This is a genomic window from Allgaiera indica, from assembly GCF_900106675.1.
Taxonomy (GTDB): Bacteria; Pseudomonadota; Alphaproteobacteria; order Rhodobacterales; family Rhodobacteraceae; genus Acidimangrovimonas; species Acidimangrovimonas indica.
Genome location: NZ_FNOB01000009.1, coordinates 150,716 through 176,404 on the forward strand (window position 1 = coordinate 150,716; position 25,689 = coordinate 176,404).

The window sequence follows — 25,689 nt, forward strand, 5'->3', positions numbered from 1 at the left end:
CCATGTTCGGTGGCGACCCGACCGCCTCGCCCGAGCGTGCCCTGATTGCCGCCGTCATCGCACAGGCCGTCCGCGATCTCTTCGTCACAGTGATCGTGGGTGCGCCGAGCGAGGAGGCTGCACGCCGTGAGGCGCTGGCCTTCCTGACAGACGAGACGGGTTCATGGGCGCAGTCGCGCGAGGCGCTGTGCCTTGAGGTCGGCATCGACCCGGGCATGGTGCGCCGCACGGTGATCTCCTGGCTCGACGGCGAGGCCACGCCCATGCTGCCCCATGGCCGCGTCATGAAGGTGCCCGAGGGCGTCGATACGGCACGGGCGCTCTGGGCGCGTCTGAAGGCCGAGAGCGACACGCGGGCACGGACATACCGGAATGCCGTCGATGCCCGTCATGCGCGACGGCTGCGGGCGGCGTCTGACGCGATCAAGGCGCGCCGCCGCGATGCCGAGACAGCGGCCACCGTCGAGGCCAACCGCCACCATGTTGACGCCGTGCTGAACCGTCAGGTTCGCGGCCCGAAGACCGCGCTCGCGGCCTGCGTCGAGAAGGTCATCGCGGAACTTGCGACCGGCCCGAAGACGGCCCGCGAGTTGTTCTTCGCGCTCGACGGCGACCACGCGCCCGACGCGATCAGCCGGGCGCTCGACATCCTAGAGGCCGAGCGCGACGGCAAGCTGTTCCGCCTGCCTGCGACGGCTGCGTGAGCGTCACCTTCTTTAGGTCAGCGACACCTTCTTTCCCCGGTTGAGCGGATCCCGCGCTGGCACCGATTGTCGTTATGCGGACTGGGGGTGCGTGCTTCTCCTTTGGAAACGAGAGGCGGGTCCCGTGCAGGCCCGCCTCATTTTTTACCCAAGGAGACGCACATGTCCGACGACGACAATAACGACCGCCTGATGGCGCAGTTCATCGAGAAGGCAACCCCCAAGCTGCTCGAAGCCATGCAGGCCTCGCTTGCAGAGAAGATCGAAGAGCAGATCGGCGGCCTGAAACAGGCGAGCCAGAAGATGCTCGACGAGATCAAGGACCAGAAGCGCGCAGCCGCCGAGCAGGCCACGAAGGACAAGGGCGAGGCCGACCAGTTCCGCGCGCTGCTGAGCCAGCGGTCCAACCCTGCCGACATCAACGCGGCCCTGACGCCCGATCCGATCCGGCTGACCCGCGTGCAGGCGCGCGACCCGCAGCTCTACCGCCGCGCGAAGGCGCAGGCCGAGAAGACCGGCACCACGGTGGAGATCGTCAATGACTAAGGATCAGGCGAAGTGCGATGCCCGCCTCGTCGCGGCCTTCACGGTCCTCGGCGCAAGGGGCATCGCCTGTGACCGCATCGCCGTGGACGAGCGCGCGGTGCCCTATCTCGACCGCAAGGAGGTCGGCCTGTCCGACCGCGTCAGGATCACCCTGCTGACGATGATCCTGCTCGACTGCATCGGCCACAAGGACCGCGAACCGAATGTCCTCGTGCGCGCGGAACAGAATCGGGCCTATCGGACGGACATGCGGTGGCTGCGCAAGCACCTCGGCGCGGGCGGGATCATGCAGCCCCTCCAAGAGTTCCTCGCGCTGCGGGGTCTCGCCCTATGAACTTCGAGCGCATCAAAGCCGCGATCCCCGCGCCTCCGCCCGGTCCCGGGCGGAAGTCGGTGATCCGGCTGCGTCCCGACGTGGCTGAGGTGGTGGTGGATTGCGTCCTCCGCCGCCGTCAGTTCGCGGACATCGCGAAGCGCTGCGCCGTGGACATCGAGACCCTTGCGACCTTCCGCAAGAACTACATCACGCCCGAGGTCGAGAAGGTGGTGCGCGCGGAGGCCACGCTGACGGAACGGCGGGCCGTGGACAGCGTGATCAACGAGGCGCAGGACGACGTGTCGAAGGGCATCCTCGGGATCATCAACGAGCAGAAGGCGCTCTACCGCGCGCTCAAGGCCAAGGTCGAGGAGGAGGGGCGCGACCTCGAAGACCTGTTGCCCGGCCTCGCGCAATTGCTCCGAGACCAGACCAAGACCCACGAGGCGATGCTGAAAACGTACTCGCTGCTCAAGGACAAGACGACCGTCATGGTATCGCTCAACGAGCACCCGGATGCCGCCCCGCTGCTCGACGCGCTGTTCCTGCTCTTCACCGAGAACCCGGCGGCTGGCCTGCGCTTCCGCGAGATCATGCAGGCGAAACGGATCACCTTGGATGTCGCGTGACGTTGCCCTCTTCCTGCGGACGCTCGACGAACGCCTCGATCCGACGAAACTGCTCGCCCGTGTCGTCGAGGGGGAGCCTGACGCATGGCAGCGCCAGCTTCTGACCTCGACCTCGGACACCATTATGGTGCTCGCCTCGCGGCGGATCGGCAAATCGACCACGGTCGGCGTGATGGCCGCGCAGGAACTCGCGCAGCCGCGCCACGAGGTAATCATCATCTGCCCGTCGCTCGCGCAGTCCCAGCTTCTTTTCGCCAAGATCGCCTTCACTTGGGATCTTATCGGCCTGCCCATCGCGGACAAGCGCCGCACGCTGCTCGAACTCCACCTCGAAAACGGGTCGGTCGCGCGCTGCATGCCCGCAGGCCAGGAGGGGACGAGTGCCCGGGGGCACGGCATTAAGCGCGGCGCGTTGATCTACGACGAGGCCGCGTTCATCCCGGACAAGGTGTTCGGCTCGACCCTCGCGATTGCCGAGGATGACGCGAAGACGATCCTGATCACGACGCCCGGCGGCAAGTCGGGCCGCGCCTATGACATGTGGTCGAACCTCGACGACTTTCCCGAGGTCGAGCGCATCCGCGCCTGCTCCCTCGATCTGCCGCGCATGGCGAAGACGGTCGAGCGGGCGCGCCGCAACATGTCGCCGCTGGAATTCAAGGTCGAGCACGGCCTGTCGTGGATGGGCCGCGGCACCCCGTTCTTTGACCCCGAGACCATCTCGAACGCCTACACGGACACCCCAGCCCTTGCCTTGGGAGACATCTATGCTGGACTCTAACATCGTCACGCGCGGCGAGGCGCTGATCCTGCCGAACTCGGACCCCGCCATCGTCATCAAGCCGGGCTACCGCCGCTTCCTCGTCGGCCTCGACATCGCGCAGAGCATCGACCAGAACGCCTTCGCGATCATCCTCGACGAGCGCGTGCCGTTCTACGACGAGAACGGACGGCAGGAACTGTCGCCGCGCCGCCGCGAGATCGTTCGGGCGGAGAGGGTGCCGCAGATGTCCTATACCCAGCTTGCCATCGTCACGCGCAACCTGATGCTCGACGCCTCGATCACGGGCCGGGCACACCTCGTCGTCGATGCCGGTGGCCCCGGTCGCGCCTTCTGCGACCTGCTGAACACGAAGAACGTGCAGCACACCCGGATGCAGATCGTCGGGGGCGAGAACGAGGGGGAGACGCGCGAGCGTGGCACTACGTTCAACAACGTGGGCAAGAACCGCCTGCTGTCCACCATCAACTCGGCGATGCACGTCGGCGACCTGAAGATCGGCAACTTCCCGATGCGCGATGACCTGCGGGCGGAACTCGAATCCTTCGACACCTCGATCACCGAGGCCGGGCGGATGCGGATCGAGGGCGGCACGGCCTTCGGGCACGCGGACATCGCAATGGCCGCTGCCATGGCCTACTGGCTGTCCGATCACCGGACGGTCGGCGCGCATATCGGGGAGACGCGGCTGCGGGGGTTTTGGTGAGGTGAAGCCGAAAGGCGCAGATCATCACGAGCAGCCAACTACGCACCTACTGGGGTTGAGCGCCGCGAGAGACCCCCGAAAAACGGGCGAGCGCCGGGCGCCTCGGTGTATTCCCCTACCATGGTGCCTGCTGGCTACAATGCCGCCTGCTCGCCATCGGTGCTCATCGGCGCTAACTTGATGAAAAAGGCGAGGTGGTTTGCAATGATTTTCACGCCCGAGAAGTGGGAGAAGCCAGCGCCGGGCGAGATGCGCGACTATCTGAAAAACCGCCCAAAGGCGACGACGGGAAAGCCAACCGGCAGCATCCTTGTCTTTCGGAAACATCTTTCGCCACTCGCTGTCTACAAATATCTCACCGCACGATTTGGCCCGCCCTATGGTTTTCAGACCTTTGTCAAGAAGCAGCATGACAGCGACAATCTGATCCATTGGGACTACCTGATAAAGGCAGGGCCGACCATGATCTGGATACAAGGAGGTAATCGCGATGTTCATGTGCAGATTGACGGAAAGGTAATGAAACCCAAGGACTGGGTTCTGTTTGCCAAGGCGCTAAAAGGGGACTTCGCGCGGTGCGGCGCAGACATGGCCAAGGTTGGGGCGACACTCGAAAAATGGACAATTGTGTCGAACCGCTTCGCGATGATCGCAGACGCCTGCGCTGGATTCCACGATGTGCTGACCGATGAGGCAGACGAGCCCGACTTTACGCCTCACAAGCGCACGTCGGAGGCAGGTATCAAGCGATACTACCGACAGGTGAAGCAGATGGGGCAGCGTGCAGATCGCGTGTTCAGCGCGTCGCTGTCCCTTGATTTGATAACACCTGTTCTGGCCGAGGCTTTCATCAATCTCGTTATCTTCATGATGCGCAAGGACGAGCTGAAGCGCAATCAGCGCCATTATGACCAATATATCCGCCAGCAGATTGATACGCGGGTCTTCGATTTGCACCTTAAATGCAATCACTTCACCAGCGGCGTCGATCCTGACTGCGAGGAATACAAGGCGTTTAAACGTGTCATGGATCGGCGCAATCATCACCTGCATGGAAATATCGACCCTACGAAAGATGGGATCGAGACCGTTTACTTCGACAAGTTCACGCCGCTTTTCGAGAAAGGTGCTGATCCGATCCTCGAACTGTTCAGAAAGAAGGAGTCGGTTTTCGACATTCCGGGAGTCCTAAGCCGCTACCACGATGTGCACTTCTTTTTTCAATACGTTCTGGGATTAATCGAGAAGGGGCCTCGCTCCCAATTCGAGATGCTGATGGACGATGGGACCATTGGCTACGACGCCTCAAGGAGCAAGACAGGACGACTTTTCCCCGGCCATGAGGTTATGATGGTCATGCCGCTCGACTACGACGACGAGTTGAAAGTCGATTGGCGCTAACCGGACTGCATGATCACGCCGCTGATCTCCGCCAGCGCATCACCCTCATCTTTCCGGGCCATCGAAATACCGAGGCGACGCGATATGCTGTGGTATGCGCTGCTGGCTGCGTCCCGCCACCCATCAGCGGCAAGGCTAAGGCTTTCAGGCTCCAGCGCCTTGCGCACGTCGTCAGGTGTCCATTCCCGGATCAACTGCTTCGACTGGGCATAGACGACCGCATAGCCGACACGCGCCATCACAATGCGCTCGGCCCACTGGCGCGCCAGTTCACGAACAATCTGCGGATCTTCGTATGTGGCATACCGGACTTCCAAATGCTCCTGCGCGGCTGAAACGGCCGAGTAGGTCATGTTCACGAAGAGGATATTGCTCTCCCGGACATATTTGGCGGCCTTGCCGGAGAACCCCTTCTCCGCAACCTCGTCCTCATCCCGGAGCGGAATGATCTCTGGGGCGTGTTCTAGGTTCTTGGAGATGTTTGCCCGCTTTGCGCCGGTCGGGTTGAAGATCAATTCGGTCGGCGTCGTGGGGGCTTGACCGTCGGAACTCTTCGCCGTTCCTTCATGGCGGGGCGAGGCACCTCGGGCACCGCCTTCATCAACCGGTTCCGCACCGGTGTTGGTGAGGCGCGGACTCTTTGCCTTGACGCGGAGTTCGTTGAGCAGGTCCTGCAACTCTTTGCGTAGGTCATCAGTTGATGCCGACGGTTTCGGCGCCAGCGAGTTGATGATCTCCACGAGCCAGGCGGGACGGTTCTGGAAAACAAGCTCTGCAAAGTCGTCGACCATCAACTGTCGCTGATCCCCAGTCGAAAGCTGGACGAACCGTCGATAGGGTTCATGCCGAACGGGAAAGTTCATCGGAAGTTCGACGTGGATCGAAATATGCTTTGCCCCGAACGGGATTCCGAAGGCGGGAGCGTCCGCGGCCCATTTGCGAGCCTTTCGGACATCATACAATTCACCCCGAAAGACGATTCCAGCCGTGCTGACCGAAGAAGTCAGCGACCCTGAAATCGACCTGTTGTGCGAGCTGTCTTGGTAGGGAGGATCATAGTAATAGTGAACGCGGATGCCATCACCGACATCGACGGTCTCCGCTTGTCCGAATGTTTCCAGTCGGTCGGGGATAGTTTTGAACTGCCGTCTACCGTCCCGGGGATGAGTCCCCTCATGAAGGTAGAGTTCAACACCTTCCGGCAGGCCATAGAAGCGATGATACAAATAGGTAGTGATCCACTGCCGGTCTTGTTTCGGGTCGCCATCATAGGGATCGGCAACGGTGTCCTGATCGGGCCGGTTGCCGTACAGGATAACTTCAGTCCAGTCCTCGGAAAGAGAGTATTCAGCCTCGGCTGCTACCGCGTCCGTAACATCGACCACCTCTTCGAATGCGTCTTCGACAGGCACCCACACCTTGCCATAGATGCCTTCTCGCTTGCCGAGAATGACTTGGCTAACAGCGCCGTCGCGGCAGGAGCGATACCGCATTCCGAGCGTGTTGGAGGGAAGCGAGGCAACCTTTGCGCCCATTCCGAAGTTGCCCTCGAGGGCCATATCTTTCCCGAGAGATGCGGCAAGGTCGCAGATATGATCCAGTTCAGCGCTGCTGAGGCCCGGACCGGTGTTCCAGATAGCCAGTTTTCGGGCGTCACCGCATTCATCGACCGTCTTGCCTTTGATCTCAACGATCCGCCGCCGCTCTTGGCCGCGTGAAGCGGCCTCCAAAGCGTTCATCACAAGCTCTCGAAGCATCATGGTCTTTGGGCATTGCTCGATTTGACGGGCGACAGTGAAATCAATGTCGCGGATCGTAATCGGGGTAATCTGCTTGATGTGGCTCACCGGTTGACTCCACTAGAGTTTGAACTCGCCGCCGTTGCGGCTGGATGATTGGTTGAACTTCCCTTCAATCTCCGAAACGGCTTCCCGGAGCGCCTTCACGATCTTACGCGCCTCTTGGTCCTCGTAGCGGTAGTTTTGCCGGTTCGACAGGTTGCCGATCAGCCGGATCGCTTCCAGCGCCTTGTTGGTCCGCTTCTCGGCAAGCTCCTTGAACTTGATTCGCTTTCGGTCGTCTTCCATCGCCCATTCCCATAATGTGGGAGAACTATGTCTCACATATTTTTCCATTGGTCAACATTTGTGGTGTAGATTTAAAAAATGTATCGAAAATATGGCGGAGATAGTCTGCGGATCAGGCCGGCCAGAAAGCCATTCCCACCCTTGCTTTGCTCGGCTTTCCGGTAGCGCATTAGCGAGAATAGTGGCAGACGCGCGCGGCGCCCGCAGTAGGCGGCATGAATGTCAGCGGGCACGCGGATAGAGACTTACCGTCGGTTGCCCGGCGCTTGCCTAGCTGGCCGCGTCTCTCGTGGCGCTCCCTTGGCGACGGCAGGGCCATCGACAACGAGCGCGACGAGAGCGCGGGGGCTCACCGGGTCTTGGGCGTTTAAACAGGCAGGCCCCTACATGCTCGCAAGGCGGACGCGGCGAACCTTGTGGTAGGCAAACTTAATCGTGTCGAACTGATCAGGTTGCAAGTCATGGACCTCGATGTAGTCCCAAAAGGCCTTCTCGATACCCACGCCTTCCGTTTTCATCCAGGCAGTCACCCAGTCGAAGACGTGAGCGTAGTCGTGGGGTGACTTCTTACCGAGCGCCTTTCGTGCCTTCGACCGGATCACGGGCGTCGCGAGATCGTTCGTCAGCGCCACCTCGACGTCTTCGCGCGGATCGAACTCGTCGATCTTGGCGCAGAGCCTCTCGAAGTACCGCCGCGCATCATCCGGAAGTACGTCGAGGTGCGTCGCGAGAATCGCCCACGCCGCGTAGGCGTCGCCTTCTTCTTCGTCTGTCAAGTTGAGCAATTCATCCTCCGGGCTCATGCACATTCGCGATCTCCTTAAGGAAGAAAGTGGCACGCCAAAGAGGCGAAACCACGGCGGCAACGCACTGGCGTTCTGCTGGCATTATAGGAGCACTACCTCATGACTACCGAACTCGTAACTTCGATCCTCACGACTGATCCGGTGCACTGCTTCGCCAACCGCAACGTGATGCTGATGGTACGGAACCACACCATCGACATGCGCGAGAAGGATGAAACTCGCGTCCTCAAGTATGTCGTCCACGATCCACACATCCGCTCTGAACTGGAAGCCTTGCACGCCTGCATCAGTGACGCACTGGCTGCGTTCAGGAAACTTGGGGCAGAATCATGCGGTGGCAATGTGTTGGAGGCCTCGGCATGACCCGGAAGATGCGTGACCGGCTCCGTCTGATCAGTCGCGGCCTCGACGAGTACAGCTACGTCCGCTTCAAGCACTGCGGGCGGGTGTATATCTTCATGGAAGGGCGGTGGTGGACTTCACCCAAGGTCTAGAAAGCGTGCGGGCGCTGCTACTCAGCAGCGCCCTTGCGCGACCGCGCTGCCGCGTTTAGACGACGTGCTGCAGGCCCCGTAGCTCAACTGGATAGAGCAGCCGCCTTCTAAGCGGCAGGTTGAGGGTTCGATTCCTTCCGGGGTCGCCAATTGCATAGCAATTGCATAGTGAGGAAAATCGTGTCGAAAACTGCTTACGTTACAAGCGGTTGGGGACGTAGGACAGCGACCTTCTAATCAGGATGTTGGGGGTTCGAGTCCTCCCGGGATCGCCATTTATTATTTATTGCCAATGAGGCATAAGAGTGCGCAAAACGGCGATTTCGCGTGCGCACGCCTTGTCGGGCGTTGTTGCAGAAGTCAGCTCTGGAAGGATTCACACCGCGAATCCGGTAGGTTAAGAGGGCGGGCATGCGCAAGCCTGATCCTGCCCGCTACCGCACGACGAACTGGAAATCCTACAGTGAGCCATTGCCGCGCCATTGGTCCGAGTGACCATGGCGAGAAGGGATGGTGTCCAGCATCCTGCAGATGGCGGGGCTGGATGGGCCTGTCCCCGACTTCTCCACCCTGAGCCGCAGGCAAAAGACCATCACTGTCGAGATCTCGAGCCGCCGGGCGGCAGGTCCCCTCAACCTGTTGGTCGCCGGCACGGGGATCAAGTTCCTGGGGGATGGTGAATGGCTGGCCCGCAAGCACGGCGCGCATCGCAGACGCCAATACCGCAAGGTCCATTTAGCGATGGACACGGGCTCCGGCGACACCTGGCCGTGGAATTCACGTCAAGCCGCGAGGGCGACAGCCCCGTCCTGCCGGACCTGCTGGACCAGATCCCGCCGGATCAGGAGATCGGCACCGTGACCGGCGATGGGGTCTTCGACACCCGCCGCTGCCACACTGCGATCCTTGCGCGGGGTGGCACGGCGATCATTCCCATCCGCAAGAATGGGCGCTTCTGGAAGGAGGACTGCCCTGCCGCGCTCGGCATTGCCCTCGGACCAATGGCGGACAATTCCTCGCCCCGCAATGACATTCTGCGCGCCACCCGACAACTTGGGCGCGCGATCTGGAAGCGCTGGTCGGGTTATCATGTCCGAAGTCGGATCGAGGCGAAGATGCCCTCGCCGGTTCTCTCGAACCGGTGGCGTTCACCGGCTCGGCCTCAAGTCCTTCGGAGAGAGGATCGCCTCACGAGACCCGGACCGCCAGACCGCCGAAATCCAGACCCGCATCATTCGCCACTGGCGCTCGGACCGGTGGCGCGGCAGGGCTCATTCATGAACCGCTTCAATTCTCTCAGCCAAGTCGAAATCGAACGCATCGTCTAAGGCTACCGGGGGAAGGGGGAGGCTCGTCTCCAAGGTGACTTCCGCAACAACGCGACCTGAATTGCGCAACAACGCCACCGTGAGCCAATCATGCCAAAAAAAGACCCGGGCAATGCCCGGGCCAAGTCCAACAGGGAGGATACCGTGCATGACCCCGCACGGTGAGGGAAGCTTTGGCGCAGGAAACAATTCAGCGCCCAAAGGCAATATAGTCTTCAATTCTGGCAGGAATAGGGCAGTTCAGGCGACAAGCCGATATCCGCCGGATTCCGTCACGAGAAGGCGCGCATTCGAAGGATCGGGCTCGATCTTCTGGCGCAGGCGGTAGATGTGGGTTTCAAGCGTGTGGGTGGTGACGCCCGCGTTGTAACCCCAGACCTCGTGCAGCAGCACGTCGCGCGGCACCACACCTTCGGTGGCGCGGTAAAGAAACTTGAGAATGTTCGTCTCTTTTTCCGTCAGGCGGATCTTCTTGTCCTTCTCGTCGACCAGCATCTTCTGGGCAGGACGGAACGTATAGGGCCCCAACTGGAACACGGCGTCCTCGGATTGTTCGTGCTGGCGCAGCTGGGCGCGGATGCGGGCCAGAAGGACCGGAAACTTGAAGGGCTTGGCGACATAATCATTGGCGCCCGCGTCGAGGCCCAGGATGGTATCGGCGTCGGTGTCGTGGCCGGTCAGCATCAGGACAGGGCATTTTACGCCCTGCTTGCGCATCCGGCGGCACAGTTCTCGCCCGTCGGTGTCGGGCAGGCCGACGTCCAGGATCACCAGATCGTAGTGACCGGCCTTGACCTGATCGGTCGCGTCGTGACCGTTCGCCGCCTCGAAAACGTCGAAATCTTCGGTCATCACCAATTGTTCGCTGAGCGCTTCGCGCAAGTCGTCGTCATCATCGACGAGCAGGATTTTCTTGAGGTTTCCCATCGTCATATCCTCCTTGATTGCCGAACAGATGCGGGAGCCCAGGCCCGACGGCAAGTTACTGCGGACCGGGTTCACGCGGACGTGTCGCTTTCACGGCAAATGTTTCAATTTCCGACCGGGCGGCCTAGATAAGGTTACAGCCCGCTTCCGGAACCTGAAATGAGCCTTCGTCCAACCATTGTCGAGCAACTGGCCCGCGCCCGGGCGGATTTGCGCCTCGGCGTCCCTATCGTGTTGAGCCACATGGGCCGTGCCGCGGTCGCGGTGGCGGCCGAAACGCTGGACGCCGGCCGCCTGGCGCAGCTGCGGGTGATGGGCGAGGAACTGGTCCTTGCGGTTACCCAGTGGCGGGCTGAGACGCTGAAGGCGCGGGCCTATGACGGCGATCTGGCGCGGATCGTGGTGCCGCCGGACGTGGGGCTTGGCTGGCTTCGCGCAGTCGCCGACCCGGCCGACGATCTGAAAACGCCGATGAAAGGGCCCTTGATCACCCGGCGCGACGGCTCGGCCGATCTGCATCGCGCAGCACTGACGCTGGTGAAATCGGCGCATCTGCTGCCCGCAGCGGTGGTTTTGCCGGTCGCGGATGGCGCGGCGCTGGCGGGGCGGGACGGGCTGACCCTGATCGCGCTGGAAGCCGCCGAGGCCGAGCTTTTCCGCGCCGCGCCGCTGCATCCCGTCGTCTCGGCGCGTCTGCCGATGCAGGCCTCGGCCGCGGGGCGTGTCCATATCTTCCGCCCCGATGACGGAGGCGAGGAACACTATGCGATCGAGATCGGTCGCCCCGATCGCGCCCAGCCGGTGCTGGTGCGGCTGCATTCGGCCTGTTTCACCGGCGATGTGCTGGGCAGCCTGAAATGCGATTGCGGGCCGCAACTTCGCGCCGCTTTGGCCCAGATGGGGACGCAGGGTGCGGGCATCTTGCTTTACCTCAACCAGGAAGGGCGTGGGATCGGCCTGGCCAACAAGATGCGGGCCTATTCGCTGCAGGATCAGGGCTTTGACACGGTCGAGGCCAACCACCGCCTGGGATTCGAGGATGACGAGCGTGATTTCCGCATCGGTGCCGGCATCTTGCGCGAAATGGGCGTGGGCCGGATCCGGCTGATGACCAACAACCCGCGCAAGGTGCGGATGATGGGGCAGATGGGGATCGAGGTGGTCCAACGGGTGCCGCTCAAAGTTGGCCAGACGCCCGAGAATGCCGCCTATCTGGCCACCAAGGCGGAAAAATCGGGGCATCTGTTGTGACGCAGGCGCTGGTCGTCACCCGTTGGGGTGCGCGCTTTCGGGGCCGTTGGCTGCCCTGCGCGATCGGCCGCGGCGGGCTGACCCGCACGAAGCGCGAAGGCGACGGCGCCACGCCGATCGGCTCGCACTTGATCTTGGGCCTGATGTTCCGCCCCGATCGGATCCCCGCCAGCATCTTGCCCGGCTGGGCCCGACCGATCGGGCCGTTCGATCTGTGGTCGGACGATCCCGCCGACCCGGCCTACAATCACCTCGTCCGCGCGCCGCATCCCCATAGCCACGAATCGCTGCGCCGACCCGACCCGCTGTACGATCTGGTCTTCGTGACCGGCTGGAACTATCCCCGCGCCACGCCGGGCCGTGGGTCGGCCATTTTCGTTCACCGCTGGCGCAAGCCGCGCTACCCGACGGCGGGTTGCGTGGCCTTCGCGCCGCAGGATCTGCTTTGGCTGGCGCGCAGCCTTCCCCCAGGCACGCCGCTTGTCGTCAAGGGCTGACCTTCCCGTTCTGCCTATCTTCTTTCTGGTCCGAAAACCCTCGCCGCAGGCTCGCGAAGAGTCCCTTACGCGACGTGATCGGCCGCGTCGGCACCCAGGGGGCCCTTCGCCACCCGATTCAGCCGCCGTCGCACCAGCCGCGACAGACGCTCCAGCGGTTCGACGCCAAGGCCGGAATCGTAGCCACGCACCTGTTCCTCGATGCCTTCGACGGCGCGCGCCAGCGCCGGATCATGCGCGGTGCGTGCGATGCCACCCAGGAAGTTCGCCAGATAGGCCCGGGTCGGGCCGTCCGGTTCCTGCGCCAGCATCTCGGCGGCGAACTGCAGATCGTCGCGCAGCGCGATCGGGTCCGGCTCGATCATCGCGTCGGTGACCGGTACCGCGACCGGCACCCCGGCGCGCTGTCCCTCGGGCAGATGGCGCAGGATCAGCGACTGGAACGCGGCAAGCGATTGCAACGGTTTTTCGACGAAGCCGTCCGCGCCGGCCTCCAGCGCTGCGGGGCCGCGCCCGGCTTCCCCGCTGATCGCCAGCACCACCGCGGGACGCAGCGGCCCGTCCACGAGGCTTGCGATCAGCCCGGTCCCGGGACCGTCCGGCAGGCCGAGGTCGACGATCAGTGCATCGGGGCGATAGGTGCGCAGATGGCGCCAGGCGGCGGCCAGGCAATCGGCGCGGCGCAGGCGCGCGCCCGAGCGCAGGCACATCAGGCGCAGCGCCTCGGAGGCGAAGCGGCTGTCCTCGACAAGCAGGACCGTCAAGCCCTGTAGCGGCCGCTCCGGCGTGGGGGCGGATGGGATGGGGGAACGTTCAAGTTTGACCTCTGGCATGATGACCTCCTGTGCCGATGGAGCGGGCGGACCGGGGCGGCGCGCCATCCCGCGACTCGCATCAAAGCCCGATTTACCCTAACCGTCGGTAAACGATGCCGCCCAAGACCCTTGCGCCGCGGGGCGCTACCGGGGGATAACCGCGATGATCCAGCTTCAGGAGTAGCCCATGATCGGCCGCCTCAATCACGTCGCCATCGCCGTGCCCGACCTTGCCGCCGCCAGCGCCCAGTACCGCGATACGCTGGGCGCCAGGGTCGGCGCGCCGCAGGACGAACCCGACCACGGCGTGACGGTGGTGTTCATCGAACTGCCCAACACCAAGATCGAACTGCTCCATCCGTTGGGCGAGGACAGCCCGATCAAGGGGTTCCTGGACAAGAACCCCTCGGGCGGCATCCATCACATGTGTTTCGAGGTCGAGGACATCCTTGCCGCGCGCGACAAGTTGCAGGCCGAGGGCGCGCGCGTGCTGGGCGGCGCCGAGCCGAAGATCGGCGCCCATGGCAAGCCGGTGCTGTTCCTGCACCCCAAGGATTTCAACGGCTGCCTGATAGAGCTGGAACAGGTCTGATGGATCTGGCCTCGGGGGTTCTGGTCTTTGCGCTGATCTGGGTGGTGGTGTTCCTGGTCGCGGTTCAGATCCGCCCCCACACCCAGGATGACGCGGGAGAGATCACCCCCGGCACCCCGGCCTCGGCCCCGAAAAGCTTCGACATGAAGCGCAAGTTGCGCGTCACCACGCTGGTCGCGGTGGTGATCTGGGCGGCGGTGGCCTGGGTGATCACCTCGGGGGTGGTGACGCTTGACGATCTGGATATCGTCAAGCGCTTCGGGCCGGGCGCAGGCCACTGAGGCGGTGGAACATATGGGTGAAGGTGGCCGCGCCCAGGATCGGCACCAGCAGGTTCACGATCGGCACCCACAGCGGCAGTGCCATCAGCACCCCGGCCAGCCAGATCTGGCCCAGATGTCGGCGCCGCAGCGCCCCCGCGCCCCGGCGCCCCAGCCGCCGCATCGCGGCCAGCTGAAAGAACCCCTGGCCCAGCACGAAGCCGTTCACCGCCAGGAACAGCAGCGGCGCCAGCGGCCCCGCGAACAGCCCCAGCCCCAGTGCCAGCAGGTTCGCCACCGCGGTCAGTGCGAAAAAGGCCAGCCCGTCGACCAGCATCTCTGACCAGGGCAGCGGCGGCGGGGGCGGCAGCGCGGGGTAGTGGCGCGCCTCGACCGCCGCCGCGACCTGATCCAGGAACAGCCCCGAGAACGCCCCCGAGACCGGCACCATCAGAAAGACCGAGGCCAGCAGCATCACCAGACCCGCGCCCAGGCCCAGGGCCATGTGCAGCGGCACGCTCCAGCCCAGCCATGGCAGGGTGACGGCATCCGGCGTGAAGAACGCGATTACCCCCAGCGTCGCGGCATAGATGCCGATCAGCAGCAGCAGCGTCAGCCCAAGGCCCAGCCACAGAACGCGCCGGAAGCGCGGATCACCGATCTGGCCCAGCGCGCGCAGGAAATCACCCAGTATCATTCGCCGACCCAGGCCACCTTGCGCGCCGGATCGGGGCGCGGGCGTTCGGGCGGGGGCGCGGTTTCGGTGCCGATATGGATCAAGCCCGCGACGAATTCGTGCGGCGCAAGGCCAAGCCCCTCTTCCACGAAGGTACGGTCGTGACTGACCCAGCGGGTCAGCCAGTGCGCCCCCCAGCCCGCGGCCAGCGCCGCGTTCAGAAGCGCCGTACAGACCGCGCCCGCCGACAGGATCTGCTCGATTTCGGGCACCTTGTCCGAGGGTTCGGGGGATGCGATCACCGCGACACAAAGCGGCGTCTGCGCGAACATGTCGACCCCCTTGGCGGTCTTTTCGGGTTCCAGCCCCAGCGCCTTGCCGCGGGTTTCTGCCAGCTTCGACAACCGGGTCAACGCGCCGTCTTGCAGCACCATCAGCCGCCAGGGCTCGATCTTGCCGTGATCGGGGCTGCGCAGCGCCGCGGTCAGGATCGGCGCCAGCGCCTCGCGATCCGGGGCCGGGGCCGCCAGCGTCTGGATCGGGCGCGAACGCCTCGAAAGCAGGAAATCGAGCGCGGCTTGGTTCGGGGTGGTCATGTCGGTCCTTTCGGCATCGGTCGGATGGTTCCGATCTGGGGTGCGCGGCGGCGCATTCAAGGCGCGGCGGGCAGCGCCACGGGACTTGTGTTCCGGCCGCGAAGATGTGCTCTTGTAGCGGCTGGGATATTGCGGCCGGGGGAGGCCTGCAAGATCGGCGCCGCCGGGGCCGGTCTTTGCCATCTGGGCCGGGGAGGACGATTATGAGTGACGCGGACGTGGCCGGCAATCTGAACGCAGGCCTTGCGGGCCTGAGGGTCGTGGTGACGGCGGGGGCGGGCGGCATCGGCCTGGCGATCGCGGCAGAGCTTGCCGCCCATGGCGCGCGGCTTGCGGTCTGCGACGTGGACGAAGGTGCGCTGGCCGCGTTCCGCAAGGCCTTTCCCGACGCGCTCGCGCAGCGCGCGGACGTGTCGGACGAGGGCGAGGTGGATGCGTTCTTCGACGCCGCCGGGGCGCATCTGGGCGGGCTCGACGCGCTGATCAACAACGCGGGCATCGCCGGGCCCACCGGCGCGGTCGAGGATCTCGACCCCGCCGCCTGGCGGCGCTGCATCGACATCGGGCTGACTGGTCAGTTCCTGTGCGCGCGCCGCGCGGTGCCGATGCTGAAGGCCGCGGGTGGCGGGGCGATCGTCAGCATGTCATCGGCCGCCGGCAAGCATGGCTACGCCTACCGCACGCCCTATTCGGCGGCCAAATTCGGGGTGATCGGCCTGACCCAGAGCCTCGCCAAGGAACTGGGCCCTGCGAACATCCGCGTCAACGCGATCCTGCCCGGCATCGTCGAAGGGCCCCGGATGGAGGGCGTGATCCGCGACCGCGCGGCGCAGACCGGGGTGAGCTATGCCGAGATGGAGGCGACCTATCTGAACCGCATCTCGCTGCGCCGCATGGTCCCCCAGCACGACGTCGCCACCACGGTGGCGTTCCTTTTGTCGCGGGCGGGGGCGAATATCTCGGGCCAGTCGCTGGCCGTGGACGGCAATGTCGAAACCTTGTGAGGCAACATGACCCAAGTCGCGATCATCGGAAGCGGATTCATCGGCCGGGCCTGGGCGATCAGCTACGCCCGTGCGGGCCACAGGGTGGTGCTGTGGGATGCCGACCCCGCCGCCGCCGGCAAGGCCAAGGACTATATCGCGGGCGTGTTGCCCGACCTGCAGGCGAATGACCTGATGGGCGGCTCCACGCCCGAAGCACTTCTGGACCGGATCAGCCACCGCGCGCAGCTGGAGGCGGCGCTGGAGGGGGCCGAGCATGTGCAGGAGAACACCCCCGAGAAGGTCGAGGTGAAGCGCGAGGTCTTCGCCCGGCTCGACGCGGCGGCGCCCGCGGGGGCGGTGCTGGCCAGTTCGACCTCGGCGATCCTGCCCTCGGCCTTCACCGAAGGTCTCAAGGGGCGGCATCGCTGCCTTGTCGTGCATCCGATCAACCCGCCCTACCTGGTGCCCGCGGCCGAGGTCGTGCCTGCGCCCTGGACCGACGCAGAGGTGATCGCGCGCACCCGCGCCTTCCTGGTCAGCGCGGGCCATGCGCCGATCGTGATGCAGCGCGAACTCGACGGCTTCGTGATGAACCGGATGCAGGGCGCGCTTCTGGAAGAGGCGTTTCGCCTGGTCGCAGACGGCTATGCGACGATCGAGGACGTGGATATCGGCATTCGCGACGGGTTGGCGCTGCGCTGGGCCTTCATGGGGCCGTTCGAGACGATCGACCTGAACGCCCCGGGCGGCATCCGGGACTATGCCGCGCGCTACGAGGGGATCTACAGGAACATGTTCCCGCAGATGCAGCGCCGGGTGGAATGGTCCGGCCCGCTGATGGACCGGATCGAGGCCGCGCGGCGCGAATTGCTGCCCGAGGCGGATCTGCACGAGCGCCAGGTCTGGCGCGACCGGCGGCTGATGGCGCTGATGGCGGCGAAGCGCCGGGCGGGCGAAGAGATCGGCGATTAGGGAAGCCAGGGAAGAGGGAGAGGAACATGTCGAACGAGAACAAGGTCATCATCACCTGCGCGATCACCGGGGCGATCCACACGCCGACGATGTCGCCCTATCTGCCGATCACCCCCGACCAGATCGCGGCCGAGGCGCTGGCGGCGGCCGAGGCGGGTGCGGCGATCCTGCATCTGCACGCCCGCGACCCCGAGACCGGCAAGCCCGACCAGACGCCCGAGGCCTTCGCACGCTTTCTGCCGCGGGTGAAGCAGGGCACCAAGGCCGCGATCAACATCACCACCGGCGGCAGCCCCTACATGAAGGTCGAGGAACGCGTCCGCCCCGCGGCGCAGTTCAAGCCCGAGGTCGCCTCGCTGAACATGGGGTCGATCAACTTCGGGCTTTACCACCTGGCGGATCGCTACAAGGAGTTCAAGTTCGACTGGGAAAAGCCCCATCTGGAAGCCACCCGCGACCTGGTCTTTCGCAACAGTTTCAGGGACATAGAATACATCCTGAAGACCTGCTACGACAACGGCACGCGGTTCGAATTCGAATGCTACGACATCGCCCATCTCTACAACCTGGCGCATTTCGCGGAGCGCGGGCTGGTGAAGCCGCCGTTCTTCGTGCAGTCGGTCTTTGGCCTTCTGGGCGGGATCGGCACCCACCCCGAGGATGTGATGCACATGAAGCGCACCGCGGATCGCCTCTTCGGCGATCAGTTCCGCTGGTCGGTTCTGGGCGCGGGCGGCAGCCAGTTGCGTATCGCGGCGCAGGCGGCGGCGATGGGCGGCAACATCCGCGTGGGGCTGGAGGACAGCCTTTGGGCCGGCAAGGGCCGACTGGCGACGTCGAATGCCGAGCAGGTGGCGATGGCGCGCAAGATCATCGAAGGCCTGGGCAAGCAGGTCGCCACGCCGGACGAGGCACGCGACATCCTGGAACTAAAGGGCGGCGATCAGGTGGCGTTCTAGCGAACGTCTTCCCGCCGGATCACAGGAAGAAATCCTCCAATTCGGCGATATGGGTGCTGAGCCAATGGTCGAAGCGCGGCCCGGGCTGGCGCGCGGCCAGGGTTTCGGCCAGCGGATCGGGGGCGTGGATGGTGCTGCCCGACAGCTCCTCCAGCACGGCGTGGCCGCAGAAGGGCACATACATTTGCGAATAGCCGCCCTCATGCACCAGCACCAGGCGGCCCTCGCAAAGGTCGGCGGCGCTTTCCATCATCATCCGGGTCATCTGGCGGAAGGTATCGGCGGTTGCCAGCATCCGCCCCAGCGGATCGACGGCGGCGGCATCATAGCCGCAGGCCACCACGATCGCCTCGGGGCGATACAGCGCAAGCGCCGGCTGCACGATCCGTTCCATCACTTCCAGATAGCCCGAATGGCCGGTGCCGGGCGGCAGCGGGATGTTGATGTTCGCGCCATGCCCGGCGCCGGCGCCCTGATCCTCGGCATCGCCCGTGTCCAGCGGATAATTGCGTTCCTGATGCAGCGAGATCGTCAGGACGTCGGGCCGATCGTAGAAGATCGCCTCGGTCCCGTTGCCATGGTGGACGTCCCAATCGACCACGGCGATGCGCTCGCACAGGCCGCCGGCGCGGGCGGATTCGATGGCGATGGCGATATTGGCCAACAGGCAGAAGCCGTTGGGATATTCCGGCAGGCAATGATGCCCCGGCGGCCGCGACAGCGCATAGGCGTTGTCGACCCGGCCACGCAGCACCTCGGCCAGCGCCCGCCGCGCCAGCCCCGCCGACAGGGCGGCGATCTCGTATCCGCCGCGCCCGAACGGGGTGCGCAGGCCCAGCTCGCCCCCGCCGGCATCGGAGAGTTCCTTGAACTTGCGCAGGAACCCCATGGGGTGGATGAGGCTTAGATCCTCCATCGTGGCGGCCGGGGCGGTGCGCGTATCGAGATCGTGGATCAGGCCCGAGACCTCCAGCAAGTTCTTCAGTCGCCGTTTGGTCTCGGGGCTTTCGGGCAGGCCATCGGGCATCGGTTGCACCAGCCCGCCCGCCGGCACGGTCAGCGCGTAGTGCCCGCCACCGTGCCAGAAACAGCGCTCGTCCCAATAGAATGCCGTGGTCATCTTGTCCTCCCCGGTGTTTGCGCCGAGGTTAGGAAGGGACTGGCGCCGAGACCAGAGGCAACCTGCGCAACCCGAGGCATGTCACAGCCGAATCTGAGCCACCTTGCAGTTCCGGGCGCCGAGATCGCGGTGCGGGTGACGCCGCGCGCGTCGCGCAACGCGGTTCTTCTGGCCGAGGACGGCACGATCCGGGTGGCGGTGACTGCGGCGCCCGAAGGCGGCAAGGCCACGGCCGCGGCGCAGAAGCTGCTGGCAAAGGTGTTGGGGGTGGCGAAGACCCGGCTGGTGCTGCTGCGCGGCGCCACGGCGCGCGACAAGATCTTCCGGCTTGACTGATGCGGCCCCACGCCGGGGCGGGGCATTGTCAGCGCTTGCGGCGGTAGATGCCCTCGGGCAGGTTTAGGGCCGCGGCCAGATCGGTCACCTGGGTCATCGACAGGGTGATCGTGACCTCGGTGTCGTTCCGGGCGTCGTATTGGGTGATCGTCACGCAATCGTCGAATGCGTTCAGGACCACGTCTTCCTGCAAGTTCGGCGTGCCCTCATCGACGAGGGTGACAACGGTGGCGTCGAATTCGTGCTCGATGCTGAACATGTTTTCAGGATAGCGCGGCTGCCGGCGCCCGCAAGCCCGACTTGATCTGCGTCATGGCGCGACGGGCCCGGCCCGCCAAAAATGATACATGAAGGGTGGGCCATTGTCGCCGGCCCCCAGAGGGGGCTGCGCGGTGAGACCGGCCCAAGGGGGGAGACCGATGATGCCGTTTACAAGGATAAGCCGCCACGCGGATCTGGTGAACCGGATGGCGAAAGCCACGGGGGCCGATCTGGCTGCCGCGATCTGGGGGGGCGATCTGCGCGCCGAGACCCTGCGCGAAGCGGTTTTGCGCTGCGCGGGATGTGCCCATGCCCGAGACTGCGAACAATGGCTGCAGACCCGCGCAGCGCTGGCCGGAAGGGTGACGCCACCGCATTATTGCCGCAACCGCGCGCTTCTTATCGGGCTGGCGGAGGGGGTCGAGGGGTGACGCGGATCACAGCGTCTTGTGGGTGCCGTCGCAAATCGGTTTCGTGGCGCTGTGCTTGCAGCCGCAGAAAAACACGCGCGCATCCTCGGTGGCGGTGTATTTGATCGGCGCGAAGCTGGTGCCCTTGTGGCTACCATCGCAGAAGGGCTGGTTCGCGCTTTTGCCGCAGGCGCACCAGAAGTATGATTTGCCCGCTTCCACCTCGACGGGATAGGGGGCTTTCCGGGCGACCGTGGGGGATTCCGACATTGGGTGACTCCGGGCGATGGATTGCAAGGGCTTCGGCGGTCCAAGGATCGATGCGGAGCCCACTTCCGTCAATGGGCTGCTTTGCGGCGGGCGATCAAGCGTAATCACCAATTTTCACGCATGACCTAGGCGAAGAATCGCCGGAACGCCCCTGCATCGGGCGAAAGTTGCCAAATTTCGCGCAAAACCGGGAACGGAACCGGGGGGCTGCGCATTTTCACGTCATGGCCTCGGCGGGCATGGGCCCTGCCGGCCGAGTGTCCGTTGACTGTCCATTTGGAACCCAGGAACGGGAGAATAACCATGAAGCGTATTTTGATGTCCACTGCGATTGTCGCGGCGCTGAGCGCCGGCACATACGCGGGAGCGACCCAAACCAATACCCAGGGCCAAGCCGCCGCGCAAAGCCAGGCGCAGGCATCTGCTGCCGGCAGTGGCAATATTTTCGCCAAGGTGACCACGGCCGATAGCGTGAAGGGCGACGTCAAGGCCAGCACGTTGATCGGCAAGGATGTTTATATCCCGAAGCCCGCACAGGGGACCTCTGCCCAGGCCTCGACCGGCACGACGACCGGCGCATCGGCTTCGGCCACGGCCCCGGCTGCCGGATCGAACCCGATGGCCAATCTGGAGGATATCGGATCGGTGGGTGACGTGATCCTGTCGAAAGACGGCAAGGTCGACGCGGTGCTGGTCGATGTCGGTGGCTTCCTTGGGATCGGCACCCATACGGTGGCGCTGGACTGGACCGCGCTGCATTGGCAGATGAAGCAGGACGCCAAATCGGCGAAGGACAGCTATCTGGTGGTTCAGGCCAGCAAGAAGCAACTCGAGAACGCTCCGGCCTTCAAGGAAGAATGGCTGAAGGGTGCGACGGCGTCGTCCTATGGGACCAATTCCGCCGCCGGGCAGTCGTCTTCGACGACCGCGACCCAGGGCACAACGGGTTCGACGGCCGCGACCACTCATATGTCGGGGCAGACGACTACCGGCATGTCCACTGGCAGCCAGCAGCAGATGGCCGGCGCGACCAACGGTTCGACCCAGACGCAGACCCAGGCGGGCGCTTCGGGCCAGATGCCGGCGGCGACCAACAGCCAGGCGCAGCAGTCGACCTCGTCGAATGCCGCGGCCAATGCCACGGTGGGTGGCACGGCCACGGGCGCGGCTGCCAAGGCCCAGGCCAATGGTTACACCCAGGCCAATCTTGCCACTCTGACCAAGAAAGAGCTTATCGGAGCCCCGGTCTATGACGCCAAGGGCGACGAGGCGGGCGAGGTCTCGAAGGTGATCATGGGCACGTCGTCGAACAAGATCGAAGGTGCGGTCATCAAGGTCGGTGGCTTCCTCGGGATTGGAGAGAAGGCGATCGAGGTGAAGGCCGATACCATGACGGTCATGACCAAGAATAACGGCAAGGATGTGCGCATCTATGTCGACCTGACCCAGCAGCAGCTCAAGCAACTGCCGCCCTACAAGCAGTAACCAGTGTTAGCAGTAACAAGCAGTAACCAGTGTTAGCAGTAACAAGCAGTAACCAGTGCTAGCAGTAACAAGAAGTAACCAGTGCTAAATGCCCTGGCAGGGGATCTGCCAGGCCGGGGCCCGCTCGTGCGGGCCCCTTTTTCTTAGGGCAAGCAGAGTTTGGTGTCGCGACGACGTCACCGAGGCTGGAGATCTGTGAGAACCCATCATCCTTCGGGATGCACGCGGCCCGGACTCAACTGTCGGTCTTCACCTGTGTCGTGGCAGAGTCGGGCTCGGGCTCTGCCTTCAGGCCGTTTCGAAATGCGGTCATGCCGCGTCCGACCTCTCCCATCAGCGAACTCACCTTGCCACGCCCGAACAACACCAGCACCGCGATCCCGATGACCAGGACATGGCCGAGACTGAGACCATCCATCTGTGCAGCTCCTGCGACTCCCCCTGTGGGGATCTGCGCAGTCTCACTTGCCGCAGGGGAATTGGGAAGACGGGGTTTGCGGCACTCACCGCGACGTGTTGGCGATCGGCCGGCCCCAAAGATCGTAATCGTCGGCTTCATCCACCTCGACGGTGACGATATCGCCGGGGGCGAGGTCTTCGAAACCTTCGTCGATGAACAGGTTGCCGTCGATTTCAGGGGCATCGCCCCTGGTGCGGCAGGTGGCGCCTTCGCCATCCACCGCGTCGACGATCACCTCTAGCCGCTGGCCGACCTTCGCCGCCAGCTTCGCCTCGGAAATCGCCTGGGCCCTTTCCATGAAGCGTTGCCAACGGTCCTGCTTGACCTCGGGGGCGACGTGATCGGGCAGGTCGTTCGCGCGCGCGCCCGCGACGTTCTCATACTGGAAGCAGCCGACGCGATCCAGCTGCGCTTCGTCCAGCCAGTCCAGCAGGGTCTGGAATTCGGCCTCGGTCTCGCCCGGATAGCCCACGATGAAGGTCGAGCGCAGCGTGATCTCGGGGCAGTCGCGGCGCCAGGCGGCGATCTCGTCAAGCGTCTTTGCCGCCGCCGCCGGGCGCGCCATGCGCTTCAGCACCTCGGGGTGGGCATGCTGGAAGGGGATGTCCAGATAAGGCAGCACCAGCCCATCGGCCATCAGCGGGATCAGCTGGCGCACATGCGGGTAGGGATAGACGTAGTGCAGCCGCACCCACGCCCCGAGCGATCCCAGATCACGGGCCAGGTCGGTGATATGGGCGCGGTGGCCCTTCGCCTCGGCATGCTTGATGTCCACACCATAGGCCGAGGTGTCCTGGCTGATCACCAGCAATTCCTTCACCCCGGCGTCGACCAGCTTCTCGGCCTCGCGGATCACCGCATGGGCCGGGCGGCTGACCAGGCGGCCGCGCATGTCGGGGATGATGCAAAACCTGCACTTGTGGTTACAGCCCTCGGAGATCTTCAGATAGCTGTAATGGCGCGGCGTCAGGCTAACCCCCGAGGCGGGGAGCAGATCAATGAACGGATCGGGCGCGGGCGGCACGACGCCGTGGACCGCGTCCAGCACCTGTTCGTACTGGTGCGGGCCGGTCACCGCCAGCACCTTGGGATGCGCGCCGGTGATGTAGTCGGGCTCGGCGCCCAGGCAGCCGGTGACGATGACCCGGCCGTTCTCGCGCAGGGCCTCGCCGATCGCTTCCAGGCTTTCGGCCTTGGCGCTGTCGAGAAAGCCGCAGGTATTCACGATCACCGCCTCGGCGCCCTTGTAGTCGGGGCTGATCGCGTAGCCCTCGGCGCGCAGGCGGGTGAGGATCCTTTCGCTGTCGACCAGCGCCTTGGGGCAGCCCAGGCTGATCATGCCGATCGTCGGCTGGCCCGGGCGCGGCGCTGCGGGGGCAAGCGTCGCGCGGGCTAGATCGGGGCGCAGGTCGGGGGGATTGCGGGGATCGGACATGGCCGGGCGTATAGCGCGGCGCGCGGCGCCGGGGAAGGGGAAAGGCGGCCGGGGGCGGTTGGCTGGCCGCGAGGGAGCCGGGCCGCCGAGGCCTGACCGGATGCCGATGCAAGATTAGGAAAAGAAAGCATTAGTAATTCATGAATTCACATGTAGAATTATGAGTCTCTGGCCAACACTGGGAAAGAGGAGCCCCGTGAGCGACCAGGGTGTAGGGTGTATTGCCGCGATTTCTGGGAGGAGAAACAATGTCTGCAAGAATCGGAAAGCCGCTGCTGCGGCTGGGTGCTGGTGCGTTGTCGCTGGGTTTTTTGGCGCTACCGGCCCATGCGACCATGGGCTATTTCACGCTGGGTGGGGACGCGGTGGCGCGGGCGCAGGGCGGTGCGGGCGTTGCGGCGCCAGGCGCAAACGCGATGGCCTCGGCGATCAACCCGGCGGCGGTGGCGGGGCTGGGGCGGGAATTCTCGCTTGGGCTGGAGGCTTTTGCGCCATCGCGCGGCTATGATGGCAACGGGACCTTGTTCGTCGCGCCCGGATCGGTGCGCAGCGGCTACAACGTGTTCGCGATCCCGAACTTTGCCTACAACCTTCCGCTGGCCAACGGCGCGGTGCTGAACATCGCCGCCTATGCGAACGGGGGGGCGAACACGCTTTATCCGGACGTCGCCAATCCCAATTGCGGCGGCGCCACGGGTGTGTTCTGCAACGGCAAGGCGGGCGGCGATCTGAGCCAGCTGTTCCTGTCCTTCACCTATGCCAAGAAGGATGGGAATATTTCTTGGGGGATCTCGCCGACGATCGTGGGCCAGCGGTTCAAGGCCTATGGCGTGGGCTCCTTCGCGGCGCTTTCCTCGAATTCCGGCGCGCTTTCCGGCAATGGCTACGATTATTCCTTGGGCTTCGGCCTGCGGGCCGGCTTGCAGATCGACGTGACGCCGCAATTGAGCTTCGGCCTGAGTGGCCAGACCAAGATGAAGATGTCGAAGTTCAAGAAATATGCCGGGCTGTTCGCGGGGGGCGGCAGCTTCGACGTACCCGCCGCCGCAACGATAGGGATGGCCTACAAGGCCCGCCCGGACCTGACGCTTCTGGCAGATTTCGAGCGCATCTTCTATTCTGGCGTGCCGGCGCTTGCGAACCCCTATCCCAACGGCGCCAACCAGTTGGGCTCTGCCAATGGGCCGGGCTTTGGCTGGACCGATGTGAACGTGTTGAAGCTGGGCGCGATCTGGAAGCAGAACGCCAAGATGACCTGGCGCTTCGGCTATGCGCATGCGACCAATCCGGTAAAATCGCCCTATGTGACGATCAACATCCTGGCCCCCGCGGTGGTGCAGAACCACTTCACCGTCGGCGGCAGCTACAAGATGACCCAACGCGATACGATGGATTTCTCGGTCATGTATGTGCCGAAGAACAGCGTGACGGGGCCGGAAGTGACCTCCGCGGGCGCGACCACCGGCAAGATCACCGACGAGATGAGCCAATTCGCCGTCTCGGTCGGCTGGACGCGCACGTTCTAGGGGCGGCGGCGCGCCGCGGGACCAAGGTCTTGCGGCGCGCGCTCTGGCCCGCGCGTG

General features: G+C 64.4%; 32 protein-coding genes, 1 tRNA gene and 1 pseudogene. 22 read left to right on the forward strand and 12 right to left on the reverse strand.

Going from position 1 to position 25,689, the window contains the following annotated elements; genetic code table 11:
* The first annotated feature begins 2 nt into the window (after positions 1-2).
* From BLV97_RS10325 to BLV97_RS10355, 7 genes are all read left to right on the forward strand, one after another.
* The gene (locus BLV97_RS10325; protein WP_035845448.1) at positions 3-704 is read left to right on the forward strand and encodes a hypothetical protein; all 702 of its coding nucleotides are present in this window, start codon (positions 3-5) and stop codon (positions 702-704) included.
* A gap of 162 nt (positions 705-866) precedes the next feature.
* Positions 867-1,250 (forward strand): hypothetical protein, encoded by a 384-nt coding sequence (locus tag BLV97_RS10330; RefSeq protein ID WP_035845450.1) that lies wholly within the window; start codon positions 867-869, stop codon positions 1,248-1,250.
* On the forward strand, positions 1,243-1,584 hold the full coding sequence (locus tag BLV97_RS10335) for a hypothetical protein (protein ID WP_035845454.1): 342 nt from the start codon (positions 1,243-1,245) through the stop codon (positions 1,582-1,584). Before BLV97_RS10330 ends, BLV97_RS10335 begins: the two co-directional genes overlap by 8 nt.
* Positions 1,581-2,195: a hypothetical protein gene (locus tag BLV97_RS10340; RefSeq protein WP_035845455.1), complete on the forward strand. Its 615-nt coding sequence runs from the start codon at positions 1,581-1,583 to the stop codon at positions 2,193-2,195. The genes BLV97_RS10335 and BLV97_RS10340 overlap by 4 nt, the downstream gene beginning before the upstream one ends.
* Positions 2,185-2,976 (forward strand): terminase large subunit domain-containing protein, encoded by a 792-nt coding sequence (locus BLV97_RS10345; protein ID WP_035845457.1) that lies wholly within the window; start codon positions 2,185-2,187, stop codon positions 2,974-2,976. Before BLV97_RS10340 ends, BLV97_RS10345 begins: the two co-directional genes overlap by 11 nt.
* Positions 2,963-3,682, forward strand: coding sequence for a hypothetical protein (locus BLV97_RS10350; protein ID WP_035845458.1), 720 nt, complete (start codon positions 2,963-2,965; stop codon positions 3,680-3,682). The genes BLV97_RS10345 and BLV97_RS10350 overlap by 14 nt, the downstream gene beginning before the upstream one ends.
* A gap of 204 nt (positions 3,683-3,886) precedes the next feature.
* The gene (locus BLV97_RS10355) at positions 3,887-5,083 is read left to right on the forward strand and encodes a hypothetical protein (protein ID WP_035845461.1); all 1,197 of its coding nucleotides are present in this window, start codon (positions 3,887-3,889) and stop codon (positions 5,081-5,083) included.
* On the opposite strand, the gene BLV97_RS10360 is transcribed toward BLV97_RS10355, so the two are convergent.
* The 3 genes from BLV97_RS10360 to BLV97_RS10370 form a co-directional block, all read right to left on the reverse strand.
* Complete coding sequence (locus tag BLV97_RS10360) at positions 5,080-6,930, reverse strand: ATP-binding protein (RefSeq protein WP_051646244.1); 1,851 nt, start codon at positions 6,928-6,930, stop codon at positions 5,080-5,082. The genes BLV97_RS10355 and BLV97_RS10360 overlap by 4 nt on opposite strands.
* A gap of 12 nt (positions 6,931-6,942) precedes the next feature.
* Positions 6,943-7,170, reverse strand: a complete 228-nt coding sequence (locus BLV97_RS10365; RefSeq protein ID WP_035845462.1) for a hypothetical protein — start codon at positions 7,168-7,170, stop codon at positions 6,943-6,945.
* A gap of 383 nt (positions 7,171-7,553) precedes the next feature.
* Positions 7,554-7,973, reverse strand: coding sequence for a hypothetical protein (locus tag BLV97_RS10370; protein WP_143037512.1), 420 nt, complete (start codon positions 7,971-7,973; stop codon positions 7,554-7,556).
* 102 nt (positions 7,974-8,075) lie between these two features.
* Here BLV97_RS10370 and BLV97_RS10375 point away from each other — a divergent pair, with 102 nt between their 5' ends.
* The 4 genes and pseudogenes from BLV97_RS10375 (at position 8,076) to BLV97_RS10385 (ending at position 9,798) form a co-directional block, all read left to right on the forward strand.
* Complete coding sequence (locus tag BLV97_RS10375; RefSeq protein WP_035845467.1) at positions 8,076-8,339, forward strand: hypothetical protein; 264 nt, start codon at positions 8,076-8,078, stop codon at positions 8,337-8,339.
* Positions 8,336-8,470 carry a hypothetical protein gene (locus tag BLV97_RS21780; RefSeq protein ID WP_280138181.1) on the forward strand — a complete coding sequence of 45 codons (135 nt, stop codon included), beginning with the start codon at positions 8,336-8,338 and terminating at the stop codon, positions 8,468-8,470. The genes BLV97_RS10375 and BLV97_RS21780 overlap by 4 nt, the downstream gene beginning before the upstream one ends.
* 72 nt (positions 8,471-8,542) lie before the next feature.
* Positions 8,543-8,619: transfer RNA gene (locus BLV97_RS10380), tRNA-Arg, on the forward strand.
* Between the two features lie 262 nt (positions 8,620-8,881).
* Positions 8,882-9,798: pseudogene (locus BLV97_RS10385) on the forward strand (IS5 family transposase).
* Between the two features lie 240 nt (positions 9,799-10,038).
* Here BLV97_RS10385 and BLV97_RS10390 read toward each other — a convergent pair.
* Complete coding sequence (locus tag BLV97_RS10390) at positions 10,039-10,725, reverse strand: response regulator transcription factor (RefSeq protein ID WP_035845575.1); 687 nt, start codon at positions 10,723-10,725, stop codon at positions 10,039-10,041.
* Between the two features lie 159 nt (positions 10,726-10,884).
* Here BLV97_RS10390 and ribA point away from each other — a divergent pair, with 159 nt between their 5' ends.
* Together ribA and BLV97_RS10400 are read left to right on the forward strand one after the other, a co-directional pair.
* Entirely contained in the window at positions 10,885-11,976 is a 1,092-nt protein-coding gene (gene ribA, locus BLV97_RS10395) for a GTP cyclohydrolase II (protein WP_035845470.1), read from the forward strand.
* Positions 11,973-12,473: a L,D-transpeptidase family protein gene (locus BLV97_RS10400; RefSeq protein WP_035845472.1), complete on the forward strand. Its 501-nt coding sequence runs from the start codon at positions 11,973-11,975 to the stop codon at positions 12,471-12,473. Before ribA ends, BLV97_RS10400 begins: the two co-directional genes overlap by 4 nt.
* A gap of 65 nt (positions 12,474-12,538) precedes the next feature.
* Here BLV97_RS10400 and BLV97_RS10405 read toward each other — a convergent pair whose 3' ends face one another.
* A complete protein-coding gene (locus tag BLV97_RS10405) occupies positions 12,539-13,306 on the reverse strand; it encodes a response regulator (RefSeq protein ID WP_051646245.1) in 768 nt (255 codons plus the stop codon).
* A gap of 169 nt (positions 13,307-13,475) precedes the next feature.
* On the opposite strand from BLV97_RS10405, the gene mce reads away from it, so the two are divergent.
* Both mce and BLV97_RS10415 read left to right on the forward strand, forming a co-directional pair.
* Positions 13,476-13,880, forward strand: a complete 405-nt coding sequence (gene mce / locus BLV97_RS10410; protein ID WP_035845475.1) for a methylmalonyl-CoA epimerase — start codon at positions 13,476-13,478, stop codon at positions 13,878-13,880.
* Entirely contained in the window at positions 13,880-14,161 is a 282-nt protein-coding gene (locus BLV97_RS10415; RefSeq protein WP_035845478.1) for a DUF1467 family protein, read from the forward strand. The genes mce and BLV97_RS10415 overlap by 1 nt, the downstream gene beginning before the upstream one ends.
* Here the strand turns inward: BLV97_RS10415 and BLV97_RS10420 are convergent.
* Positions 14,130-14,834 (reverse strand): EI24 domain-containing protein, encoded by a 705-nt coding sequence (locus BLV97_RS10420; RefSeq protein ID WP_035845580.1) that lies wholly within the window; start codon positions 14,832-14,834, stop codon positions 14,130-14,132. The two genes, BLV97_RS10415 and BLV97_RS10420, sit on opposite strands and share 32 nt — an antisense overlap.
* Positions 14,834-15,412, reverse strand: coding sequence for a nitroreductase family protein (locus tag BLV97_RS10425; protein WP_035845582.1), 579 nt, complete (start codon positions 15,410-15,412; stop codon positions 14,834-14,836). The genes BLV97_RS10420 and BLV97_RS10425 overlap by 1 nt, the downstream gene beginning before the upstream one ends.
* 203 nt (positions 15,413-15,615) lie before the next feature.
* On the opposite strand from BLV97_RS10425, the gene BLV97_RS10430 reads away from it, so the two are divergent.
* Genes BLV97_RS10430 through kce form a run of 3 tightly spaced genes read left to right on the forward strand, consistent with a single transcriptional unit; the run spans position 15,616 to position 18,329 of the window.
* The gene (locus tag BLV97_RS10430; RefSeq protein WP_051646246.1) at positions 15,616-16,416 is read left to right on the forward strand and encodes an SDR family oxidoreductase; all 801 of its coding nucleotides are present in this window, start codon (positions 15,616-15,618) and stop codon (positions 16,414-16,416) included.
* A gap of 6 nt (positions 16,417-16,422) precedes the next feature.
* Positions 16,423-17,370, forward strand: coding sequence for a 3-hydroxyacyl-CoA dehydrogenase (locus tag BLV97_RS10435; protein WP_035845481.1), 948 nt, complete (start codon positions 16,423-16,425; stop codon positions 17,368-17,370).
* Between the two features lie 26 nt (positions 17,371-17,396).
* Positions 17,397-18,329, forward strand: coding sequence for a 3,5-dioxohexanoate:acetyl-CoA acetone transferase (gene kce / locus BLV97_RS10440; protein WP_035845483.1), 933 nt, complete (start codon positions 17,397-17,399; stop codon positions 18,327-18,329).
* A gap of 19 nt (positions 18,330-18,348) precedes the next feature.
* On the opposite strand, the gene BLV97_RS10445 is transcribed toward kce, so the two are convergent.
* The gene (locus BLV97_RS10445; RefSeq protein ID WP_035845485.1) at positions 18,349-19,449 is read right to left on the reverse strand and encodes a class II histone deacetylase; all 1,101 of its coding nucleotides are present in this window, start codon (positions 19,447-19,449) and stop codon (positions 18,349-18,351) included.
* A 78-nt stretch (positions 19,450-19,527) separates the two neighbouring features.
* Between BLV97_RS10445 and BLV97_RS10450 the strand changes: the two genes are divergently transcribed.
* Positions 19,528-19,785 carry a DUF167 domain-containing protein gene (locus tag BLV97_RS10450; protein WP_035845487.1) on the forward strand — a complete coding sequence of 86 codons (258 nt, stop codon included), beginning with the start codon at positions 19,528-19,530 and terminating at the stop codon, positions 19,783-19,785.
* A gap of 28 nt (positions 19,786-19,813) precedes the next feature.
* Here the strand turns inward: BLV97_RS10450 and BLV97_RS10455 are convergent, their stop codons facing one another.
* The gene (locus BLV97_RS10455; protein WP_035845490.1) at positions 19,814-20,044 is read right to left on the reverse strand and encodes a hypothetical protein; all 231 of its coding nucleotides are present in this window, start codon (positions 20,042-20,044) and stop codon (positions 19,814-19,816) included.
* Between the two features lie 163 nt (positions 20,045-20,207).
* Here BLV97_RS10455 and BLV97_RS10460 point away from each other — a divergent pair, with 163 nt between their 5' ends.
* Complete coding sequence (locus BLV97_RS10460; RefSeq protein WP_035845587.1) at positions 20,208-20,477, forward strand: DUF6455 family protein; 270 nt, start codon at positions 20,208-20,210, stop codon at positions 20,475-20,477.
* Positions 20,478-20,483: 6 nt separating this feature from the next.
* On the opposite strand, the gene BLV97_RS10465 is transcribed toward BLV97_RS10460, so the two are convergent.
* Complete coding sequence (locus BLV97_RS10465; protein WP_035845492.1) at positions 20,484-20,726, reverse strand: CDGSH iron-sulfur domain-containing protein; 243 nt, start codon at positions 20,724-20,726, stop codon at positions 20,484-20,486.
* Positions 20,727-21,029: 303 nt separating this feature from the next.
* Between BLV97_RS10465 and BLV97_RS10470 the strand changes: the two genes are divergently transcribed.
* A complete protein-coding gene (locus BLV97_RS10470) occupies positions 21,030-22,211 on the forward strand; it encodes a PRC-barrel domain-containing protein (protein ID WP_035845495.1) in 1,182 nt (393 codons plus the stop codon).
* A 235-nt stretch (positions 22,212-22,446) separates the two neighbouring features.
* Here BLV97_RS10470 and BLV97_RS10475 read toward each other — a convergent pair whose 3' ends face one another.
* Entirely contained in the window at positions 22,447-22,629 is a 183-nt protein-coding gene (locus BLV97_RS10475; RefSeq protein WP_035845498.1) for a twin-arginine translocase TatA/TatE family subunit, read from the reverse strand.
* 85 nt (positions 22,630-22,714) lie between these two features.
* Entirely contained in the window at positions 22,715-24,106 is a 1,392-nt protein-coding gene (gene rimO / locus BLV97_RS10480) for a 30S ribosomal protein S12 methylthiotransferase RimO (protein ID WP_035845501.1), read from the reverse strand.
* Between the two features lie 248 nt (positions 24,107-24,354).
* Here rimO and BLV97_RS10485 point away from each other — a divergent pair, with 248 nt between their 5' ends.
* Positions 24,355-25,632 carry an OmpP1/FadL family transporter gene (locus BLV97_RS10485; protein WP_035845503.1) on the forward strand — a complete coding sequence of 426 codons (1,278 nt, stop codon included), beginning with the start codon at positions 24,355-24,357 and terminating at the stop codon, positions 25,630-25,632.
* Positions 25,633-25,689 lie beyond the last annotated feature (57 nt).

Excerpts from the sequence above, each read along its gene's own strand:
- BLV97_RS10355 (WP_035845461.1), top strand. The coding sequence starts at position 3,887 with ATGATTTTCACGCCCGAGAAGTGGGAGAAGCCAGCGCCGGGCGAGATG.
- BLV97_RS10470 (WP_035845495.1), top strand. The coding sequence starts at position 21,030 with ATGAAGCGTATTTTGATGTCCACTGCGATTGTCGCGGCGCTGAGCGCC.
- BLV97_RS10345 (WP_035845457.1), top strand. The coding sequence starts at position 2,185 with ATGTCGCGTGACGTTGCCCTCTTCCTGCGGACGCTCGACGAACGCCTC.
- BLV97_RS10325 (WP_035845448.1), top strand. The coding sequence starts at position 3 with ATGTTCGGTGGCGACCCGACCGCCTCGCCCGAGCGTGCCCTGATTGCC.
- ribA (WP_035845470.1), top strand. The coding sequence starts at position 10,885 with ATGAGCCTTCGTCCAACCATTGTCGAGCAACTGGCCCGCGCCCGGGCG.
- BLV97_RS10340 (WP_035845455.1), top strand. The coding sequence starts at position 1,581 with ATGAACTTCGAGCGCATCAAAGCCGCGATCCCCGCGCCTCCGCCCGGT.
- rimO (WP_035845501.1), bottom strand. The coding sequence starts at position 24,106 with ATGTCCGATCCCCGCAATCCCCCCGACCTGCGCCCCGATCTAGCCCGC.
- kce (WP_035845483.1), top strand. The coding sequence starts at position 17,397 with ATGTCGAACGAGAACAAGGTCATCATCACCTGCGCGATCACCGGGGCG.
- BLV97_RS10390 (WP_035845575.1), bottom strand. The coding sequence starts at position 10,725 with ATGGGAAACCTCAAGAAAATCCTGCTCGTCGATGATGACGACGACTTG.
- mce (WP_035845475.1), top strand. The coding sequence starts at position 13,476 with ATGATCGGCCGCCTCAATCACGTCGCCATCGCCGTGCCCGACCTTGCC.
- BLV97_RS10450 (WP_035845487.1), top strand. The coding sequence starts at position 19,528 with ATGTCACAGCCGAATCTGAGCCACCTTGCAGTTCCGGGCGCCGAGATC.
- BLV97_RS10425 (WP_035845582.1), bottom strand. The coding sequence starts at position 15,412 with ATGACCACCCCGAACCAAGCCGCGCTCGATTTCCTGCTTTCGAGGCGT.
- BLV97_RS10405 (WP_051646245.1), bottom strand. The coding sequence starts at position 13,306 with ATGCCAGAGGTCAAACTTGAACGTTCCCCCATCCCATCCGCCCCCACG.
- BLV97_RS10485 (WP_035845503.1), top strand. The coding sequence starts at position 24,355 with ATGTCTGCAAGAATCGGAAAGCCGCTGCTGCGGCTGGGTGCTGGTGCG.
- BLV97_RS10465 (WP_035845492.1), bottom strand. The coding sequence starts at position 20,726 with ATGTCGGAATCCCCCACGGTCGCCCGGAAAGCCCCCTATCCCGTCGAG.
- BLV97_RS10330 (WP_035845450.1), top strand. The coding sequence starts at position 867 with ATGTCCGACGACGACAATAACGACCGCCTGATGGCGCAGTTCATCGAG.
- BLV97_RS10415 (WP_035845478.1), top strand. The coding sequence starts at position 13,880 with ATGGATCTGGCCTCGGGGGTTCTGGTCTTTGCGCTGATCTGGGTGGTG.
- BLV97_RS10335 (WP_035845454.1), top strand. The coding sequence starts at position 1,243 with ATGACTAAGGATCAGGCGAAGTGCGATGCCCGCCTCGTCGCGGCCTTC.
- BLV97_RS10375 (WP_035845467.1), top strand. The coding sequence starts at position 8,076 with ATGACTACCGAACTCGTAACTTCGATCCTCACGACTGATCCGGTGCAC.
- BLV97_RS10455 (WP_035845490.1), bottom strand. The coding sequence starts at position 20,044 with ATGTTCAGCATCGAGCACGAATTCGACGCCACCGTTGTCACCCTCGTC.
- BLV97_RS10475 (WP_035845498.1), bottom strand. The coding sequence starts at position 22,629 with ATGGATGGTCTCAGTCTCGGCCATGTCCTGGTCATCGGGATCGCGGTG.
- BLV97_RS10370 (WP_143037512.1), bottom strand. The coding sequence starts at position 7,973 with ATGAGCCCGGAGGATGAATTGCTCAACTTGACAGACGAAGAAGAAGGC.
- BLV97_RS10365 (WP_035845462.1), bottom strand. The coding sequence starts at position 7,170 with ATGGAAGACGACCGAAAGCGAATCAAGTTCAAGGAGCTTGCCGAGAAG.
- BLV97_RS10445 (WP_035845485.1), bottom strand. The coding sequence starts at position 19,449 with ATGACCACGGCATTCTATTGGGACGAGCGCTGTTTCTGGCACGGTGGC.
- BLV97_RS10460 (WP_035845587.1), top strand. The coding sequence starts at position 20,208 with ATGCCGTTTACAAGGATAAGCCGCCACGCGGATCTGGTGAACCGGATG.
- BLV97_RS10350 (WP_035845458.1), top strand. The coding sequence starts at position 2,963 with ATGCTGGACTCTAACATCGTCACGCGCGGCGAGGCGCTGATCCTGCCG.
- BLV97_RS10435 (WP_035845481.1), top strand. The coding sequence starts at position 16,423 with ATGACCCAAGTCGCGATCATCGGAAGCGGATTCATCGGCCGGGCCTGG.
- BLV97_RS21780 (WP_280138181.1), top strand. The coding sequence starts at position 8,336 with ATGACCCGGAAGATGCGTGACCGGCTCCGTCTGATCAGTCGCGGCCTC.
- BLV97_RS10430 (WP_051646246.1), top strand. The coding sequence starts at position 15,616 with ATGAGTGACGCGGACGTGGCCGGCAATCTGAACGCAGGCCTTGCGGGC.